Origin of the sequence: Pedobacter nyackensis (assembly GCF_032678475.1) — a bacterium.
GTDB lineage: Bacteria > Bacteroidota > Bacteroidia > Sphingobacteriales > Sphingobacteriaceae > Pedobacter > Pedobacter nyackensis_A.
In genome coordinates this window covers 1,394,031-1,413,352 of the sequence record NZ_JAVTSF010000001.1, presented here as the reverse complement: position 1 = coordinate 1,413,352, position 19,322 = coordinate 1,394,031, and the positions used below count along the sequence as shown (strand labels likewise).

Sequence of the window (19,322 nt, the reverse complement as noted above, 5' to 3'; positions counted from 1 at the left end):
ATTTTATATTCCTATTTAAAGACTCATTTGTGGTTGCTTTATGATTAAATGCATAAGTTAGCCAATGAGTCTTATCTATAAAATAGCCCTTACACTAATTAAGAGTGTGGGGCATGCGCATGCCATCAATTTGTTGAATCATTTTGGTTCTCCTGAAGCTATTTTTAAAGCCAAAGCTGCGGATTTAATGAAGGTTAAGGGGATTGGAACTGTAATTTCCAGCTTAATTTTAGACAGCAATGCACTTGCGGAAGCTGAAAAGCACCTTTCATTTATTAAAAAACATCGGATACAGGTACTTTTTTACACAGATCGGGAATATCCTCAGAGATTAAAACAGTGTTGTGATGCTCCGGTGCTATTGTATTATAAGGGTAAAGCGGATTTAAATCATTCCCGGATTATTAGTGTTGTGGGGACAAGAAGGGCTACTGCTTACGGAAGACAGTTGTGTCAGCAATTGGCTGAAACACTTGCATCTTACAATGTAATTATAGTAAGTGGTTTGGCGTATGGGATAGATGTTGCTGTTCATAGGGAAAGTTTGCAGTATCACATACCTACAATTGGTGTGATGGCACACGGTTTAGATCGGATTTATCCTCCTTTACATAAGCCTGTGGCACAGAAAATGGTATTGAATGGGGGACTGTTGACTGAATTTTTACCGGGTACCAATCCCGATAAAGAGAATTTTCCGAAAAGGAACCGTATTATTGCTGGTCTTGCGGATGCCACGGTGGTTGTTGAGGCAACGGCGAAGGGCGGGGCATTGATTACAGCTGATATTGCAAACTCTTATAATAGAGATGTGTATGCATTCCCGGGGAGAACCAATGATCCATGTTCAGAAGGCTGTAATTTTCTGATTAAGACGCATAGGGCTGCGCTGATTAATCATGCCAGGGATCTGTTGTATTATCTGGGATGGGACGATGTATTACCTGAAAAAGAAAGTATACAGACACGGTTGCCAATAAGCCTTTCCAAAGAAGAGCAAAAAATTATTGCAGTATTAGAAGGGGGCACACTTTCGGTAGATCAACTGGGAATGCGTGCTGGTTTTAATCAGAGTAAGCTGGCTATGCACTTATTGAACCTGGAAATGCAGGGGATTTTGATTTCTTTACCTGGTAAAATTTACAAACTGAATTAGCATATTTTTTGTTCTTCATTATTAATGTTGGTTTGTAAGTCTATTGGAATACTAGGGTAAAATATTATTTCGTTTATTCTGTTAATGTAATATTATATAGTGAATACTTGTTTTTGTGTAGAATTCTAATCTTCTATATGTATTTTTGCATCATGTGGTATAACAATATTTTAGAAACGATTGGCAATACGCCATTGGTAAAATTGAATAACATTACTAAAGAAATTTCCGCTACGGTATTGGCTAAAATCGAGACAACTAACCCTGGTAATTCCATAAAAGACAGGATGGCTGTGAAGATGATCGAGGAAGCTGAAAAGAGTGGAAAGCTAAAACCGGGTGGTACAATTATAGAAGGAACATCTGGAAACACGGGGATGGGATTGGCTATGGCAGCCATTATTAAAGGATACAAGTGTATTTTTACGACGACAGATAAGCAATCTAAAGAGAAAGTAGATGCATTGCGTGCTTTTGGTGCCGAGGTAATTGTGTGTCCTACTAACGTGGAACCAGAAGATCCACGTTCTTATTACTCGGTATCTTCTCGCTTGGAGCGTGAAGTCCCAAACTCATGGAAGCCTAATCAGTATGATAACCTGGACAATTCTTTGGCGCATTATGAGCAAACCGGACCGGAGATCTGGGCGCAAACTGACGGGAAAATTACACATCTTGTCGTTGGTGTAGGTACGGGAGGAACGATTTCCGGAACAGGAAAATACCTAAAAGAGCAGAATCCCAACATTAAGGTTTGGGGTATAGATACCTATGGTTCTGTGTTTAAGAAGTATAAGGAGACTGGTATTTTAGATAAAAATGAGATTTACCCTTATATCACTGAAGGAATTGGGGAAGATTTTCTTCCAAAGAACGTTGATTTTGACGTTATAGATCTTTTTGAGAAGGTTACAGACAAGGATGCGGCATTGATGACCCGTGATATTGCCCGTAAAGAGGGTATTTTTGTGGGTAATTCTGCTGGGTCAGCTATTGCAGGGCTGCTGCAATTGAAAGATAAATTGAAGCCTGAAGATGTTGTAGTTGTAATTTTTCATGACCATGGTAGTCGTTACATGGGTAAAATGTATAATGAAGACTGGTTAAGAGAGCGTGGTTTCCTTAAGGATGAGAAGTTAACAGCCCGTTCTATTATTGCTAAAAAGGAAAATACGGAGATCATTACTATAGATTGCGAAAAGACTATTCTCGAGGCAATTAACAATATGAATACGTTGAATATCTCTCAAATCCCCGTTACACAGAAGGGAATGGTGGTTGGTAAATTAGCTGAAAGCGATATTTTGAAAGCATTACTGGAGAATCCATCTTTAAAATCGGCTCCTGTTGACCAGATTATGTCTGCTGGGTTCCCTTTTGTGGACCTGAATACATCGATAGACCGAATTTCGTCGTTGATCAATAAGGAGAATAGTGCTGTTCTGGTTGAAGATGAGCAGGGAAAAATTGAAATCATTACACAATATGATATCATTAATGCGATTTCCGGGTAAATAACGATATATTTTTAGTTCTGTCGTCATCCTGAATTTATTTCAGGATCTCTCAAGAGAACGGCAAATTTAGCCCGTGTGGGATCCTGAAATAAATTCAGGATGACGAAGTGCATAAACGTAACGATATAAAAAAAGCCCCGGGTGGGGCTTTTTTTATATCGTTACGTCCTGAAAACAGTTGACTAATAAATAGTTAATATTATCGGTTAATGACTAGGCGCGTAAGCTTCAACTCGTTTGATCTGTGCACCAAGCGCACGTAAACGTGTGTCAATGTCTTGATAACCACGTTCTATCTGTTCAATATTGAATATTGTAGATTTTCCTTCGGCGGATAGTGCGGCAATTAATAAGGAAACTCCGGCTCTGATATCAGGAGAGGTCATGCTGATTCCTCTTAATTTATATTTTTTATCGATTCCGTTTACAGAAGCACGATGTGGGTCGCAAAGAATAATTTGTGCACCCATGTCAATCAGCTTATCTACAAAGAATAGCCTGCTTTCAAACATTTTCTGGTGGATCAATACGTTTCCTCTGGCCTGTGTAGCCACGACAAGCACAATGCTGAGCAGGTCAGGGGTAAAGCCTGGCCATGGCGAGTCTGCAATGGTTAGCATAGAACCATCTATAAATGACTCAATTACATAGTGTTTTTGAGAAGGTATATAGATGTCATCACCTTTTAATTCAAATTTGATACCTAATTTTTTAAATACATCAGGGATAACACCAAGTTCCGAATAGCAAACATTTTTTATGGTAATTTCTGACTCTGTCATAGCCGCAAGACCAATAAAAGAGCCGATTTCTATCATGTCGGGCAACATACGGTGTTCTGTGCCACCTAGTTTTGTAACCCCTTCTATGGTTAAAAGGTTAGAGCCTACACCAGATATTTTGGCGCCCATTCGGTTCAGCATTTTACACAATTGCTGTAAGTATGGCTCACATGCAGCGTTGTAAATGGTGGTTGTTCCTTTGGCCAGTACTGCTGCCATTACAATGTTCGCAGTTCCGGTTACTGAGGCTTCATCCAGTAAGATATATGCCCCTTGCAGGTTGGTCGCATCTACATTAAAAAACTCTTTTTTATTGTCGTATACAAACTTCGCACCTAGTTTTTCAAATCCTATGAAGTGGGTGTCCAGTCTACGGCGACCGATTTTATCACCTCCTGGTTTAGGTATCGCAGCTTTTCCGAAACGGCCTAACAGGGGGCCAACGATCATGATTGAACCTCTTAATCCTCCACCTTTAGCTTTAAAGATGTCAGATTGGAAAAAATCAAGATTGATATTTTTGGCTTCAAAAGTATAAGTGTCTTTATTCAGGCGTTCGATGGTTACGCCCATATCTCCCAGCAATTCAATAAGTTTGTTTACATCCTTGATGTCGGGGATGTTGCTGATGGTAATTTTTTGGTCGGTTAGCAGAACTGCAGCAATGATTTGTAAAGCTTCATTCTTCGCTCCCTGAGGTTGGATTTCGCCCTTTAATTTCTTGCCGCCAATTATTTCAAATGCGTTCATGTTATTCGTAAGGTATGTGGATATAAAAAACGGGAAAGATTAATGACGCTGTTTAGCGTTGTTATTGCGTGCAGGACGATTGTTATTGTTGTTCTGTCTGCCTTTGTTGTTGTTATTTCTTCCGCGGTTATTGTTGTTTGATGGTCTTGCTGCCTGTGGTTTAAATTCAACTTTATTCAGGTTAATGTTCTCATCCAGTTCCAGTTGACCTCCAGATAATTCGCGTAGATTTTTTAAAATAGTTTCATCAGCTACACTGTCTTTATTCCAGGTAACATATGCCATTTTCATAAAGTTGGCAATTCCCTGTACCATAGCGGCCCTGCGTTCAGGTTCATCTACCTCTTTAGCTTTTTCGATCATCATCTCCACAGTTTTACCATAATGTTTATAGGTAATTCTTTGTTGAGGATATCCGATATGCTGAGGTTTTACCATGGCATCCTCAGGAGTTGGCTTTGGGTATGGGCTGTCAACGTCAATTTTATACCCGGAAATGATGTGTAAATGATCCCAAAGCTTGTGTTTGAAATCGGCTACATCACGCAGATGTGGGTTTAGAAAACCCATGAGGTCTATAACCGCCTGGGCATATTTATTACGTTCTTCAAGATCGGGAAGTTCGATAATGTACTTCACCATGTTTTGTACATTACGGCCATATTCGGCTAATATCAACTCGTTTCTTGTGGTGTTATATTCGAAATTCATTTATATGTTTTCGTTAATATTTTTAATTTCTTTAATTGTTCTGAGGCTAGCCTGAGTTTATTATTCGTTTTTAACTCAATATGGCTCTACTATTTATGATCAATATACATTTATATATCAGCAAATCAGAACCATTTAAACCGGGATAGTTATTTAAGAAATAACGAAAAAAGCCGGTTTTAAATATATTATAATCAGTTTTTTGTTTGTAAAAATGCTAAAAGAGCACGTTTAAGTGCTGTAAATATAAGGGTTATTTAACAATTCGCAACTTAGCAAATTTTAATAACAATTGCTTATTACCTAATCCCTGGAAAAATACAGTCGCTTTTACGTCAGGTAAGGTTCCTTCCAGACTGATAATTTTTCCAAAACCGAACTTTTCGTGTTCTACATCCATACCATTCTGGAAAGCACTTGCCGCATCTGGTGCAAAACCAGGGGTAGGTACGTGTGCTTTTGGTAACATCGAAGTTGTTTTTGGTCTTGGTGCTGAAGCGCTCACAGTTCCGGTAGTGCCAGACATACTAGGTTTTGGTTTGCTAAAGGTATCGCGCTGTTGCGTCCAGGTACGTCTTTCTTCATTGAAACTATTCTCTCCAAGACTACTTTTTACAGGTTTTGCGACTTCAATTTCAAGGAAACGGGCGTCGATTTCGTCAATAAAACGACTTGGCTCACAATTGGTCAGCGTTCCCCATCTATACCTTGAAGTAGAGTAGGTTAGGGTTAGTTTCTTTTCTGCGCGGGTAACGGCCACGTAAAACAGCCTGCGTTCTTCTTCCAGGTCGGTTCTTGAATTGAGCGACATTTGCGATGGGAACAGGTTCTCTTCCAGTCCGACAACATAAACATTTTTAAATTCAAGACCTTTAGAAGAGTGAATAGTCATTAAAGAAACAGTATCCTTGTTCTTATCGTCGGCTTTATCGTCGTTAGTTAACAAGGCGATATCCTGCATAAATACAGCAAGACTGCGGTCTTCAATGTCTTCACGTTCACCAAATTCCTTGATACCGTTTAATAATTCCTGTATGTTTTCGTGTCTGCCACGACCTTCTTCCGATTGATCGGCATGTAATTCTTTTAATATGCCAGAATGTTGCGCAATATATAAGGCTGTTTCATAAGCATCCTGTTTTTTTGATTCAGCGGCAAAGCTTTGTATCATCACTGCAAAATCATTCAATTGATTGGCTATACGGCCTGGTATATATTGTTGAGGGTTGCAAATTACCTGCCACATGGTGATGTTATGCTGGTCAGCTGCAACGCTGATTTTCTCTACTGTAGTGTCTCCAAGTCCTCTTTTAGGGTAGTTGATTACCCTTTTTATGGCTTCTTCATCGGCAGGGTTAAAGGTTAATCTGAAATAAGCGATTAAATCTTTTATCTCTTTACGCTGATAAAAGGACAGGCCTCCATATATTTTATAAGGAATGTTTAGCTTTCTTAAAGCTTCCTCCATTGCCCTTGACTGTGCGTTTGTTCTGTAAAGAATAGCAAAGTCATTGTAGTTGTATCCTTTAGTTGTACGGTCCTGGACAATTGAATCGGCCACTATTTTACCTTCTTCATTGTCGGTAAATGCACGTTGTACCTTAATGCGATCGCCGGATTCGTTATCAGAGAATACATTTTTCTCCAATTGATTTTTATTGTTGGCAATGATACTGTTGGCAACTTGCACAATGTTTTGTGTTGAACGGTAATTTTGCTCCAGTTTGTATACTTTAAGCTCAGGATAGTCACGTTCAAAATTTAAAATATTCTGAATATTTGCACCCCTGAAAGCATAAATACTTTGTGCATCATCACCTACTACACATATATTCTGATAAGCTGCCGCAAGTTTTTTTACGATAGTATATTGTGAAAAGTTGGTATCCTGGTACTCATCTACCATCAGGTATTTAAACTTTTGCTGGTATTTGTTGAGTACATCCGGATGAGTTTTTAACAAGATATTGGTTTTAAACAACAAATCGTCGAAATCCATAGCCCCTGCTTTGAAGCAGCGTTTGGTATATGTTTCGTAAATAACCCCGATTAAAGGCCTTTTATTACTGATATCTTCGGCTTGAATCTCTGCATTTTCCATATATTCAGTATAGGAAACCAGGTTATTTTTTGCTGATGAAATGCGGTTATAAACAAAGTTTGCATTGTATAGTTTATCATCCAGTTGCAATTCGCGTAATATGGTCCTGATGAGGCTTTTACTGTCATCAGTATCATATATAGTAAAGTTGGAAGGATAGCCTATTTTTTCTGCTTCTACTCTCAGGATTTTAGAAAATACAGAGTGAAATGTTCCCATCCAGATATTTTTAGCTTCCGGACCAATCACTTTCATGATACGCTCACGCATATCCTTTGAAGCTTTATTGGTAAATGTAAGCACTAGTATATTAAAAGGATCTACTCCTTTTTCAATCAAGTGTGCTACTCTGTAGGTAATTACTCTCGTTTTTCCAGAGCCTGCACCTGCAACGATCATTGCCGGTCCTTGTGTGTTTTCTACTGCTGCGCGTTGTTGGGGGTTTAAACCTGCTAAATAATCCAAAATCCGTTCCTGCTATTTAAGTATGCTGTTGAATGGTGTATTCTTATATTAATTTACAAATTTAAGAAATTATGTGTGTTTAATGATATATGTTGGTAAAATACTGAACTGGAATATGGACTAGTTCCAACCTTTTTTAGTGCTTTCGACTTTGTAGGTCCAGAAGTTGATCATCTGGTTTATTGTGGTGTAATTGCCATATTTAAAGTGGATTAATCCGGCTGCTGTATGGAGGATCAGGTGCCCTATATCGGCCTTTTTATGCCAGAAATATTGCTTTGCAGTGATGGCCTGAATTTTATGTGGTTCAATAATTTCGTGGGTTACATCCCATATACCGCTTCGTTTGATAATGAAATCTTCATTTAAATAGAGCCGATGGCGTTTAAATTCGAAATAAATCATTGTTGAGGCCACAATAACATAAGGTATTATCAAAGTAAAATACTGACGAAAAGGTGGATGAAAGAATAGGCCTATGCTAAGAAAAATGAGTGCCGGTAACACAATCCAGCGCATTATCTGTAAAAACACGAACCTGTAATTTGGTAATAAGGTAATTCCTGCTGAAGGAATTTGCTGATAAATCATTTTAAGGATCTCATCGCGTTCTGTTACATCGCAGCCCGGAATTTCAATATCTGTTTTTTTATTTTCCTCTTCATTGGCCGTTTCATATGTTGCCTGTTTGATCTTGATGTTCAGCAGATCAAATTTTTTCTGAAAATAGTTCTGACTATAGGCACTCAGTTGTACCTTATTCGGTTTGAGCAATACGTTTTTTCGGGTAAATAAGCCGGAACTGATGGCAAGCGCATTTTTTTGTTTGGATATCCTGAAGTTAAAATATTTAACCAGGGTCCTGATAATGTTGGTAGCCAGTACAATCAGCAAAGCCAGTACGATGAGTACGCATATGGAAAAAAATGTAAACCCACGGTTCAATACCTGGTCAATCTGACTGTCTTCTATTTCAAATGCTGAAGTATAATCTTTAAAAAGCTGGATTAAACCCAGTATAAAACCACCGAGTAATACAAAACTTGCTCCGTAATTGGTAGTAATACCCACTTTTAATAGCGTAGGTATACTTAAACTTAGAAAAGGGGTGGCTGTTACGGGTATTTTGACCCCAGTTTCAGTGTCGGATAGAGTTTCTTCATAAAGCCCCTCTTTACTCAATAGTCGCTCTTTCAATTCTATTGCTGTTGTATGGTCAACGGCTTTGATACTAGCTTCCTTCTTTTCGCTCCCAGCCGTATCTATTTCCACGCTATATACGCCTACCAGTTGTTGAAGTAAGGATTGATTGATGTTTACCTGTTGGATTTTATTGAGTTGAATGCTCAGTGTACTCTTGTTGAAGATGCCCTCATTGATCACAAATTCCTGCTTTTCTTCGTCCAGAAAAAAGCTAAACCTTTGATATCTTATATAGGTAAGAATAGCTAAAATGACAACCAGTAATATCGACCCCGTAATGATGATAGTAGCCAGGTTACCCGAATCTTTAGACTTGAAGATGATCAGTAGGATGGGGATAAAAATTGCCCTTACTGTTTTTTGAAGACTGTTGATGAACAAGACGATAATACCTGATGCGGATTGCTTTTGAGGTATAGAAAAATCATGCTGTGCAGTGGTTTCTTTATTCATTACTCGGCAGCGTTGATCTGTTTCATCAGTATTTCTTTAATTTGCCTGGCCTCTTGAATGTCGATTCCAGGGATGTGCAGACTGCCTGAACTACCGCCTGCAGTAAAAATCCTCAATTGGCCCAAATGGTATATCCTTGAAAACAAACCTTCATCCAGTGCAATATGCTGGATTCTTGAAAAGGGGATAATTGTAGTGGATATGGAAATGATGCCGCTTCTATATAGTATGTCTTTTTCTCTTACTGCATAGCCGCGTCTGCTGATGTCTGTTTTGTACAGCATAAATAAAATGAGGCCTAAAGCGATGAATCCCGCAATTACTACATATATATAAGGTCTGAATGCTACCGAAAAATACAATACCGCGGTTAAGCCTATTGCCAGGATAAATAGAAAGATAATCAGGTTGATTACCACTACTTTCCAGTAGTTTTTACTTACTGAATTCAGGGGTACCTCTTCATATTTCGGCAAATTGCCGATGTCTATTGTATCGTTTGTGAAGTCTATCATTTAATGGGTTTGACGCAATAACAAGGCACAAGTTACGAAATATTTTAAGGTGGTTTAGTTACCTCAGTTTATCTTTTACCTTGTATCTTTGTCCAAACTAATTTGTTATGCAAGAGATCAAAAAATATGTAGAGGACAACAAGCAGCGCTTTTTAGACGAGCTGTTTGAGTTATTGCGCTTCCCATCGGTTAGTGCCGACCCAAAATATAAAGCAGATGTGCTTAAGACTGCCGACTTTGTTGCGCAGAAACTAAAAGATGCTGGTGCAGATAAGGTTGAAATCTGTGAAACTGCAGGTTATCCGATTGTTTATGGCGAAAAGATCATCGATGAGAATTTACCGACGGTTTTAGTTTACGGGCATTATGATGTGCAACCGGCAGATCCTTTGGAATTGTGGCATACACCTCCATTTGAGCCTACTGTGCGTGATGGAAAGATTTATGCACGTGGAGCCTGCGACGATAAAGGTCAGTTTTACATGCATGTGAAAGCTTTTGAGCTGATGATGAAAACCAACACCCTGGCTTGTAACGTGAAGTTCATGATTGAAGGTGAGGAGGAAGTAGGTTCTGCAAACCTTGGTATTTTCGTTAATGCTAATGTTGAGCGTTTGAAAGCAGATGTGGTTTTGATTTCTGATACTTCAATGATCAGCATGGAAAATCCTTCTATTGAAACTGGTTTAAGAGGATTGGCATATATGGAAGTTGAAGTTGTTGGCCCTAACCGCGATTTACACTCAGGTGTTTATGGTGGTGCTGTAGCTAACCCTGCAACAATATTATGTAAGATGATTGCTTCTTTACATGACGAGAACAACCATATTACTATCCCCGCTTTTTATGATAAAGTAGTCGAACTGAGTGATGATGAGAAAAAGGCTTTAAATTCTGCTCCTTTTGACTTGAACGAGTACAAAGAAGATTTGGATATCAATGCAGAATGGGGAGAAAAAGGTTATTCTACGTTGGAGCGTACCGGAACAAGACCTACTTTAGAGGTTAACGGGATCTGGAGTGGTTATATTGGTGAAGGTGCTAAAACTGTACTTCCATCTAAAGCAAATGCTAAAATCTCTATGCGTTTGGTGCCTAATCAAACTTCTGAGGAGATTTCAGAGATCTTTACCAAGCATTTCGAGAGCATTGCCCCGGAGTATGTAAAAGTTAAAGTTACGGCACATCATGGTGGAGAACCGGTTGTTACCCCAACAGACAGCATAGCTTACCGTGCAGCTGAAAAGGCAATTGTAGATTCTTTTGGTAAAGCACCAATTCCTACACGTGGTGGTGGAAGTATTCCTATTGTTGCTTTGTTTGAAAGTGCATTAGGTATTAAATCTGTGCTTTTTGGTTTTGGATTAGATAGCGATGCGTTACACTCACCAAACGAGAAATATGACATTTTTAACTATTATAAAGGAATAGAGACATTGCCTTTGTTCCACAAGTATTTTGCAGAATTGAGCAAATAGATTAATGAGCAAGTAATTGCTTTGGCATTCTGCGTTTTGCATGATGCTTAAATTTTATAAAAAACACCAATATTCCTTCTCTCCTCGCAGCCTTGAAGAAATGCTGCACATGTAGATCAGGAACATTGGTGTTTTTATTTTGGATGCCTACCTGAAAGGTGTATTTTTGCGACATCATGCCGCCAGCACCTAGAAAAACAACTACTCCCCGAAAGCCTACGTTCCGTCAAACCTATGAATCTGATGCATCAGGCCGTCCCCGTAAAAAAACTACTCCAAGAAAAAAAACGGTAAAGAAAAAGCCGTGGCCGGTATGGCTCAGGTTTTTTATTGCGGCTTTGTTGCTGGTTTTGCTTTCCCCATTTTATTATGGATATATCATTAAAGGTTTTAGTTCGACCTGGAGGTGGATTAGGGATATAGGAGAGGACCCTAATTACCGTACCTACAGTAGTTTTGATATCAGGATACCTAAAGGATATAATATTCATGGTATTGATGTTTCTTATTACCAGGGTAAAATAGACTGGAAGCAGGTAAAGTCGATGAAAGAGGATGATGTAAAGATCGATTTTGCATTTATTAAAGCTACTGAAGGCTTATTTAAGGTAGATCCTTATTTTCAGCGTAACTGGCGTGAAGCGCCAAAAGCCGGCGTGATTTGTGGCGCTTATCATTTCTTTAGGCCACAGAAGCCTGGTGAATGGCAGGCGAAGTTCTTCTTGCAGACTGTTAATTTTGAAAGAGGAGATTTACCTCCTGTGGTAGATATTGAAGAGCTTGACGGGGTTCCTGCTTCAAAAATGAGGGTTCAGCTTGCTGAATTTTTGAAACATATTGAAAAGAAAACCGGAGTTAAAGCCATTATATATACTGGTTTGTCTTTTTATAAGGATTATCTTAAGGGGCATTTTGATGAATATCCTTTATGGATTGCACATTATTACCAACCCAAGTTAAAGGTGAGCAATACAACCAACTGGCATTTCTGGCAGCATTCTGATAAGGCCAAAATATCTGGTATCAATCATGTCGTGGATTTTAACGCGTTTAATGGTGATAGTCTTGCTTTTGATCGTTTGCTGATAAAGTAATTTCTGTTTTATATTTTTGTAAATCAACTTATTGCATTTATGAATATCCGTAAGGCCGAAATAAGCGACGCCTCAACTATTCAAGCGCTATTGTTGCAGTTGGGGTATCCTACAGAGGATGGTTTTCTTGCAGAACGTATCCGTACACTCTCCAGTAACCCGGATCATTTAGACCTGGTTTATGAAGAGAATGGAATTGTGATTGGGTTCATCTCTTTTCATTTTATTCCTCAGATTGCATTCGATGGTGATTATGCCGTGATCAGTTATCTTGTTGTAGATGATAAAATACGGAGCAGGGGCGTTGGGGCAGCATTGGAAGCTTATTGCACTGCTTTAGCAATTGAAAAAAAGTGTAAACGGGTTCTTGTACGTAGTAATATCATTCGTAAGGATGCGCACCGATTCTATTTAAAGCAAGGATATGAGGAATATCAAAAAGCTTTTGTGAAAAAATTGAGCTAACTTATTGTGAACTATTACAAAAGAGGAGATAACAGTCTTGCTGCTTTTTCTAATAGTTGTCTGTACAATGGCCTGTTTGCCCATTGTATAGCATCAATTTTTGTAGCATCCTTAAGATCGTTATAAAAAATATTACTCAATTCGGTTGCAATTTGTGTATCATATACAATTGCATTTACCTCAAAATTGAGATCAAAGCTTCTGAAATCCATGTTCGCAGTACCCACAATAGCTACTTTTTTATCGGTAACCATAGTTTTTGCATGCATAAATCCTTTTTGATATTGATAAATTTCCACACCTGCCTTTAGTAAATCGTTATAATAAGATCTGGCAGCCGAGTTTACCAGTATAGAATCAGATTTTCCCGGTACCAATAGTTTTACCGAAATTCCACTCAACGAGGATATAGTGAGTGCATCCAGCAAACTTTCACCCGGAATAAAGTAAGGACTGGTAATCAGAATTTCTTTTGTGGCGAGATTTATCGCCTGTAATGTAGAAAATAATATGGTAGGAGACTCTGAATCTGGTCCGCTGGCAGCAATCTGTACAATTTTATTTTGTTCAGCGATTTTCCGGGGTAGTGACGGAAAGAATTGTTTTTCGGGTTCAAGGACGCTCTCCGAACAGAAGTTCCAGTCGCATAAGAATAAATATTGAAGATATTGAGTGCCAGGGCCATCAATACGTAAGTGTGTGTCACGCCAGTATAGTTCGTTACCGTTGTTATTTATATAACGGTCGCTAACGTTAATGCCACCGACAAAAGAAGTATATCCGTCAATTACAATGATTTTGCGGTGATTCCGATAATTGAGGCGGTTAGCTAGTAACATGAAATGAACTTTTAAAAACGGATAAGCCTCAACACCGTTTTCAACAAGTTTTGGTACTAATTTTTTACGGATATCCCTGCTTCCAAAATCGTCATATATAAATCGGACTTTTACCCCTTCTTTTGCCTTTGTAATCATGGCTTCGGCTAATGCTCTTCCTATTTCATCGTCCTCATAGATATAATACTCTATATGTATATGGTGTTTTGCATTTTGGATAGCTTCAAGTACTTCCGGGAATTTATTTTCTCCATTTACCAATAATTTTACTGCGTTTTTAGAGGTCAGCGGACTCATAGAGTCCTTTAACACCATAAAGGCCAGCTCTTTGTTGCTGATGATTTCTGCGTTGTTTTCCTGGTAAGTTTTTTCAGAGTAATGAAGTAGATCTTGCCTGAATTTTGCGGCCAGGTCGTCATTTTCGAATAGCTTTTTGCTATACATTTTTCTGTGACGGTAATTGATGCCAAAAAAGAAATAAAAGATCATTCCAACAACAGGAACAAATATGGCAAAAAGGAGGTAGGCAAGTGTTTTTGTAGTGCTGCGGGTATCATAAACAATGCGCAGACAAACTAAAATTAAAACGAGGGCATACGTGATTTCCGCAACTAGCAGCCAGTTCATATAGATGAGTTTACAATAGTAGATGTGATGTAAGTTAAGAAAATACTGTCAATTTTTATAAAATCGGATTGTTCATAAATCAGGCAATCTTTTTGTAATCAGGACAAAGGCTGTACTTTCCTATATGGCCTCGAAAAAAAAGTGCTTTTTTGTTTGAAGACTATTCGTAGAAATGCTCAATAATGCTATATTTGCCGCACAATAAGGATTATTATTAGCTTGTCAATGCCCGGATGGCGAAATTGGTAAACGTTGCGGTCTCAGAAGCCGTTGGAGTACAATCCTTGAGAGTTCGAGTCTCTCTTCGGGCACAATTAATGTTTAAGACCGTCTAATTTTCAACAAGTTAGGCGGTTTTTTGTTTTTTGAAGTGAACGGGGTGTCAACCTTGCTTAACCCCGAAAAAAAATCGATAATTTAGCAGTATGATCAGATTAAACAAAGACACGCCTCTAGAGGTGTTGCAAGAAATAAAAAAGGGAGATCTGGTAACGGATACTTTTAGTAAAACAGGTTTGGTGGAAAGTATTGAGACTTTTGACGATGGTTTGTATAGAATTTATACTTTTAATCTGGTAACCGGGCGAACCATTGTTATAAAGAAATAAGGCTTCTTAGGTTAAATAAACCACTTTTCGCAGTTTAATAAAAAGAGAGGATCTGCATCTGCACCTATTCCTGGTGTATCGGGTATGTCAACAAAATAACCATTATAGTTGAGCCCACCTACAACGGGATCAATCAAATGTCCTAACAAGCAACTGTCCAGGTCGAAAAACTTGACATTCGGACTGGCAAAAGCAAAGTGGAGTTTAGCGCTTATGGCTATGCGGCTTTCTAGCATACCACCAATCATACACTTTACACCCGTCTGTAATGCTACTTCATGAATTTTCTGAGCTTCCAAAATACCTCCTGATTTAGCAAATTTAATGTTAATGTATTCGCAGGATTTACTGTTGATTAGTCTCCTTGCGTCATGGTGACTATAGCAACTTTCATCGGCCATAATTTTAATTGGGGAATTTAGATTGAGTTCCGGCAACTGGTCGTCATACCAGGTACGCATCGGTTGTTCACAGAATTCAATGTTAAAAACCTCCATAGCACCGAGGGCCAGGAGTGCATCATCAAAGCTCCATCCCTGGTTTGCATCAAGTCTTAAGGTAATGTCGTTGCCAACTGCCTGTCTAATTTGTTTTACTCGCTCAATGTCGTCATGAACGTCTTTGCCCAATTTTATCTTTATAATTCTACAACCCTGTTCTTTAAAATTCAGAGCAGATTGAACCATTTTTTCCACCGTATCGATACCAATTGTCATGTCGGTTTCAACACTCTTTTTCTGTCCGCCCAGAAACTGGTACAAAGGCATTCCGGCATTTTTTGATGAAATATCGAAGAGTGCCATGTCGAAAGCACTTTTTATGGTGTTGTTATTTGCTACGTGGTTAGACAAATCATTCATCCTTTCCGGAATATCGAGAGGATTTTTGCCCATAAGGATTTTTGCGAAATCTTTAGCTATTGCCAGGCAGGTTTCCTGTGTCTCGCCTACAATCATTGGAAAAGCAGAACACTCGCCTACACCATAAATACCCGCGTCAGTATAGATTCTAATAAGTACATTTTGTGCAAAATGCATTGTTCCTGTAGCAATCATGAAGGGTTCCATAGGAATAGAGAAACGATATATTTCGGTATGGGTGATCTTCATTGTGACGATGCTTTAACGTAAAAGTACAACATAAATTTTATCTTTATGCTATGAATACTGAACCTAATAGCTTGATTAAAGCTTCTTCACCATATTTACTGCAGCATGCTTACAACCCGGTAAACTGGTATGAATGGGGCACTGAGGCTTTGCAGAAAGCTAAGGACGAAAATAAACTGATCCTGGTAAGTATTGGTTATTCTGCCTGTCACTGGTGTCATGTAATGGAACGGGAAAGTTTTGAAAACCATGAAGTTGCTGAAGTAATGAACCAGCATTACGTTTGCATTAAGGTGGATAGGGAAGAGCGTCCGGATATTGACCAGATTTATATGCTGGCGATACAACTGATGACCGGAAGTGGTGGCTGGCCTTTAAACTGTATTTGTTTGCCCGATCAGCGTCCAATTTATGGCGGTACTTATTTTAAGAAAACTGATTGGATAAATGTATTATTGAGCGTGGCCGATATGTGGAAAAATGAACCTGCAAAAGCAACGCAGTATGCAGACCGGCTGACAGAAGGAATACATAATGCGGAGAAAATTATTCCGAACCTTAAAGTTGAAGAATATACACGTACACACCTGACGGAAATTATTGAACCCTGGAAGCGGTATTTTGATATGGGAGAGGGCGGATATAATCGTGCACCGAAGTTTCCTTTACCTAACAACTGGCAGTTTATGCTGCGCTACAGTCACCTGATGGAAGATGATGGAACACATGTTTCTGCATTGTTGACACTGGAGAAGATGGCTATGGGAGGAATTTATGATCATATAGGTGGCGGTTTTGCCCGTTATTCTGTTGATGGGAACTGGCATGTGCCTCATTTTGAAAAAATGCTATATGACAATGGTCAGCTCATCAGTTTATATGCGGAGGCTTATCAATATTCAAAATCGGAACTCTTTAAAGAGGTCGCTGAAGAAACAATTACCTGGCTGGAAAGAGAAATGACTTCTGCTGAAGGGTTATTCTATTCGGCACTTGATGCAGACAGCGAAGGTGTTGAGGGCAAGTTTTATGTTTGGGATAAAGCTGAATTTGATGCAGTACTTGGTGACGATGCTGATTTACTGGCTGATTATTTTAACATTACCGAAGAAGGAAACTGGGAAGAGGAGCAAACGAATATTCTGCTTAGAAAATTTGACGCGGAAGAGTATGCCGAGGTAAAAGGACTGCCTGTTATGGTGCTGCTCAGTAAAATAGAAGAAGCTAAGCGTAAGTTGCTTGGTGAACGTAGTAAAAGGGTGCGCCCTGGTCTGGATGATAAATGCTTAACAGCATGGAATGCTATGGCCATTAAAGGACTGGTAGAGAGTGCCGGGATATTCGATCATTCACATTATTATAGTGTTGCTAAAAAAGCTGCGACATTTATATTGACCAACTTAAGGACAGCTGATGGCGGCTTGTATCGCAACTTTAAGAACAATAAGGCAACTATTCCCGGGTTTTTAGACGATTATGCTTTCTTTATAGAAGCACTCATATCGTTATATCAATATGATTTTGATGAAAGATGGTTAAGTGAGGCAAGGGGACTTACAGATTATGTGCTGATCAATTTTGAAGATAATGCGAGTCCTATGCTGTTTTATACAGCTACTAAAGGAGAAGCTTTGATTGCCCGTAAGCATGAAATTATGGATAATGTAATTCCTGCCTCCAATTCAGTAATGGCGCAAAACCTTCATAAATTGGGCTTGTTTTATGACAACGATAATTACATTCTTAAAGCAGAAGGAATGCTTGCTGCGGTCTTGCCTCAAATTAAAACTTATGGCTCTGCCTATTCAAATTGGGCAATACAGCTTTTGGAAGCTGTATTTGGTGTAAATGAAATTGCAATAACAGGGAATGACTTTGAAAAAATAACACAAACACTCAACAAACAATATATTCCCAATAAAATTACATTGGGAGGAACAAAATCTGAGCTTCCTTTGTTAAAAGATAAGCAAAGCATTGAAACAAAAATCTATATTTGCCGAAATAAAGTATGCCAGTTGCCGGTTACAACCGTTGATGAAGCATTAAAATTAATAACTAAATAACATTCTAATGAGTATTAAGCCCAATACAGTGGTATCATTAACGTACGAATTGCATACGACTAATGAAGAAGGACAACAGGTTTTTGTAGAGAAAACAGAGAAGGAAAATCCACTCGTTTTCTTATATGGTACAGGAATGATGTTACCGAAATTTGAAGAGCATTTGGCTGGTCTAAATGTTGGTGATGCTTACAGTTTTGAGCTTTCTGCAGCTGATGGCTACGGAGAAATTGATCCGGGAGCATTTGCCGATCTGCCTAAAGAAATGTTTAAGGATGTTGATTTGCCAGCTGTTGGCGATGTAATTCCTTTGCAAGATAATCAAGGTAATCATTTCAGAGCAGGTGTTACTGCTATTCATGAGGATGTGATCAATGTTGATTTGAATCACCCTATGGCAGGTAAAGATTTGATCTTCGCGGGTGAAATCTTAGCTGTACGTGAAGCTACACAAGAAGAATTGGCTCATGGTCATGCGCATGGCGCTGATGGCCATTCAGGTCACTAAATAGCATTACATTTTTCGCAAATGCCGTAAGCTGTTGAGCTTACGGTTTTTGCGGTAAATCCCTTAGGCATCTTAATACGGGGTACTTCTACTTCCAGACAATAAATTTTAAAGCATTTTGTACAGTTAAAGTGTACGTGTTCATCGTGATGATGAGCTTCAGAACAGGAAGAGGAACATATCGCATAATTAGCTGTTCCGTTCATATCCATAATCCTGTGTAGAATACCTTTCTCCTCATAGGTATTTAATATTCTATAAAGCGTTACCCGATCAATTTCCTTTCCCAGTTTTTTTTCCAGGTCAGGCTGCGAAATGGCCACTGTATCCAAAGCAATCTCTTCTAAAACACGTACTCGTTGTTTTGTGTTTTTTAAATCATGCTCTTTTAATAGGTTTACGGGATCGATGATCATTGTTATATTATTTTAGCGCCAACCAATGCAATAGGAGGGTTGTCCATCGCATTACCCGGATTTAATTTTAGTGTTCCTTTAACGGTTACCGTTTTGTAAGTGAATTTAATGGGCTCTGCCATTTCTACCAACACCATAATAGGTACACCATTTTTACCGCAATAGAAGCATTGATTAATAGGAAGGGTAGACAACATAAATTTGGTTTGTTTCATCCCGTCTTTAATCGGAACAATATACCCTTCAAGCTCAAAAGCTTTATTTGCATGTTTTTTTATTTCAGGCGTAAAAACAGCCTGCATTTCAGTGTCATTAACGATTTTAAAGTCTATACCTCCTACAATATCCCAATTGTCTGAATTAATCTGGTCATTGGGGTTGTGTTGCGCCTTAACGGCAAAGCCTGTAAATAATAAAACAACCAGCACTATTTTCTTAATCATCATGTTATGTATCTTA

General features: G+C 38.7%; 18 protein-coding genes and 1 tRNA gene. 9 read left to right on the top strand and 10 right to left on the bottom strand.

From position 1 onward, the window contains the following. Window positions 1–64: 64 nt before the first annotated feature. Window positions 65–1,156, top strand: coding sequence for a DNA-processing protein DprA (gene dprA, locus R2Q84_RS05720; protein WP_316815569.1), 1,092 nt, complete (start codon window positions 65–67; stop codon window positions 1,154–1,156). A gap of 152 nt (window positions 1,157–1,308) precedes the next feature. Continuing rightward, complete coding sequence (locus tag R2Q84_RS05715) at window positions 1,309–2,670, top strand: pyridoxal-phosphate dependent enzyme (RefSeq protein ID WP_316815948.1); 1,362 nt, start codon at window positions 1,309–1,311, stop codon at window positions 2,668–2,670. Between the two features lie 209 nt (window positions 2,671–2,879). On the opposite strand, the gene murA is transcribed toward R2Q84_RS05715, so the two are convergent. From murA to R2Q84_RS05690, 5 genes are all read right to left on the bottom strand, one after another. After that, on the bottom strand, window positions 2,880–4,205 hold the full coding sequence (murA, locus tag R2Q84_RS05710) for a UDP-N-acetylglucosamine 1-carboxyvinyltransferase (protein WP_316815568.1): 1,326 nt from the start codon (window positions 4,203–4,205) through the stop codon (window positions 2,880–2,882). A 39-nt stretch (window positions 4,206–4,244) separates the two neighbouring features. Further along, window positions 4,245–4,916 carry a DUF4290 domain-containing protein gene (locus tag R2Q84_RS05705; protein WP_316815567.1) on the bottom strand — a complete coding sequence of 224 codons (672 nt, stop codon included), beginning with the start codon at window positions 4,914–4,916 and terminating at the stop codon, window positions 4,245–4,247. Window positions 4,917–5,169: 253 nt separating this feature from the next. Next, on the bottom strand, window positions 5,170–7,482 hold the full coding sequence (locus R2Q84_RS05700; protein ID WP_316815566.1) for an ATP-dependent helicase: 2,313 nt from the start codon (window positions 7,480–7,482) through the stop codon (window positions 5,170–5,172). A gap of 120 nt (window positions 7,483–7,602) precedes the next feature. Beyond that, window positions 7,603–9,138, bottom strand: coding sequence for a PH domain-containing protein (locus R2Q84_RS05695; RefSeq protein WP_316815565.1), 1,536 nt, complete (start codon window positions 9,136–9,138; stop codon window positions 7,603–7,605). Further along, window positions 9,138–9,653: a PH domain-containing protein gene (locus tag R2Q84_RS05690; RefSeq protein ID WP_316815564.1), complete on the bottom strand. Its 516-nt coding sequence runs from the start codon at window positions 9,651–9,653 to the stop codon at window positions 9,138–9,140. The genes R2Q84_RS05695 and R2Q84_RS05690 overlap by 1 nt, the downstream gene beginning before the upstream one ends. A 107-nt stretch (window positions 9,654–9,760) precedes the next feature. On the opposite strand from R2Q84_RS05690, the gene R2Q84_RS05685 reads away from it, so the two are divergent. Then, on the top strand, window positions 9,761–11,131 hold the full coding sequence (locus tag R2Q84_RS05685) for a dipeptidase (protein WP_316815563.1): 1,371 nt from the start codon (window positions 9,761–9,763) through the stop codon (window positions 11,129–11,131). A gap of 1 nt (window position 11,132) precedes the next feature. Here R2Q84_RS05685 and R2Q84_RS05680 read toward each other — a convergent pair whose 3' ends face one another. Then, window positions 11,133–11,309, bottom strand: a complete 177-nt coding sequence (locus R2Q84_RS05680) for a hypothetical protein (RefSeq protein ID WP_316815562.1) — start codon at window positions 11,307–11,309, stop codon at window positions 11,133–11,135. On the opposite strand from R2Q84_RS05680, the gene R2Q84_RS05675 reads away from it, so the two are divergent. Further along, complete coding sequence (locus tag R2Q84_RS05675; RefSeq protein ID WP_316815561.1) at window positions 11,308–12,225, top strand: glycoside hydrolase family 25 protein; 918 nt, start codon at window positions 11,308–11,310, stop codon at window positions 12,223–12,225. The two genes, R2Q84_RS05680 and R2Q84_RS05675, sit on opposite strands and share 2 nt — an antisense overlap. Before the next feature lie 39 nt (window positions 12,226–12,264). Next, window positions 12,265–12,690, top strand: coding sequence for a GNAT family N-acetyltransferase (locus tag R2Q84_RS05670; RefSeq protein ID WP_316815560.1), 426 nt, complete (start codon window positions 12,265–12,267; stop codon window positions 12,688–12,690). Window positions 12,691–12,704: 14 nt separating this feature from the next. On the opposite strand, the gene cls is transcribed toward R2Q84_RS05670, so the two are convergent. Then, window positions 12,705–14,156 (bottom strand): cardiolipin synthase, encoded by a 1,452-nt coding sequence (gene cls, locus R2Q84_RS05665; RefSeq protein ID WP_316815559.1) that lies wholly within the window; start codon window positions 14,154–14,156, stop codon window positions 12,705–12,707. 227 nt (window positions 14,157–14,383) lie between these two features. Between cls and R2Q84_RS05660 the strand changes: the two genes are divergently transcribed. After that, window positions 14,384–14,467: transfer RNA gene (locus R2Q84_RS05660), tRNA-Leu, on the top strand. A gap of 114 nt (window positions 14,468–14,581) precedes the next feature. Further along, on the top strand, window positions 14,582–14,764 hold the full coding sequence (locus tag R2Q84_RS05655; protein WP_316815558.1) for a hypothetical protein: 183 nt from the start codon (window positions 14,582–14,584) through the stop codon (window positions 14,762–14,764). Window positions 14,765–14,775: 11 nt separating this feature from the next. On the opposite strand, the gene R2Q84_RS05650 is transcribed toward R2Q84_RS05655, so the two are convergent. Further along, a complete protein-coding gene (locus R2Q84_RS05650; protein WP_316815557.1) occupies window positions 14,776–15,873 on the bottom strand; it encodes a dipeptide epimerase in 1,098 nt (365 codons plus the stop codon). A 50-nt stretch (window positions 15,874–15,923) separates the two neighbouring features. Between R2Q84_RS05650 and R2Q84_RS05645 the strand changes: the two genes are divergently transcribed. After that, window positions 15,924–17,939 carry a thioredoxin domain-containing protein gene (locus tag R2Q84_RS05645; RefSeq protein WP_316815556.1) on the top strand — a complete coding sequence of 672 codons (2,016 nt, stop codon included), beginning with the start codon at window positions 15,924–15,926 and terminating at the stop codon, window positions 17,937–17,939. 7 nt (window positions 17,940–17,946) lie between these two features. Next, a complete protein-coding gene (locus tag R2Q84_RS05640; RefSeq protein ID WP_316815555.1) occupies window positions 17,947–18,447 on the top strand; it encodes a peptidylprolyl isomerase in 501 nt (166 codons plus the stop codon). Here R2Q84_RS05640 and R2Q84_RS05635 read toward each other — a convergent pair. Further along, window positions 18,444–18,863 carry a Fur family transcriptional regulator gene (locus tag R2Q84_RS05635; RefSeq protein ID WP_316815554.1) on the bottom strand — a complete coding sequence of 140 codons (420 nt, stop codon included), beginning with the start codon at window positions 18,861–18,863 and terminating at the stop codon, window positions 18,444–18,446. The two genes, R2Q84_RS05640 and R2Q84_RS05635, sit on opposite strands and share 4 nt — an antisense overlap. A 2-nt stretch (window positions 18,864–18,865) precedes the next feature. After that, window positions 18,866–19,309, bottom strand: a complete 444-nt coding sequence (locus R2Q84_RS05630) for a hypothetical protein (RefSeq protein WP_316815553.1) — start codon at window positions 19,307–19,309, stop codon at window positions 18,866–18,868. Window positions 19,310–19,322: the final 13 nt, after the last annotated feature.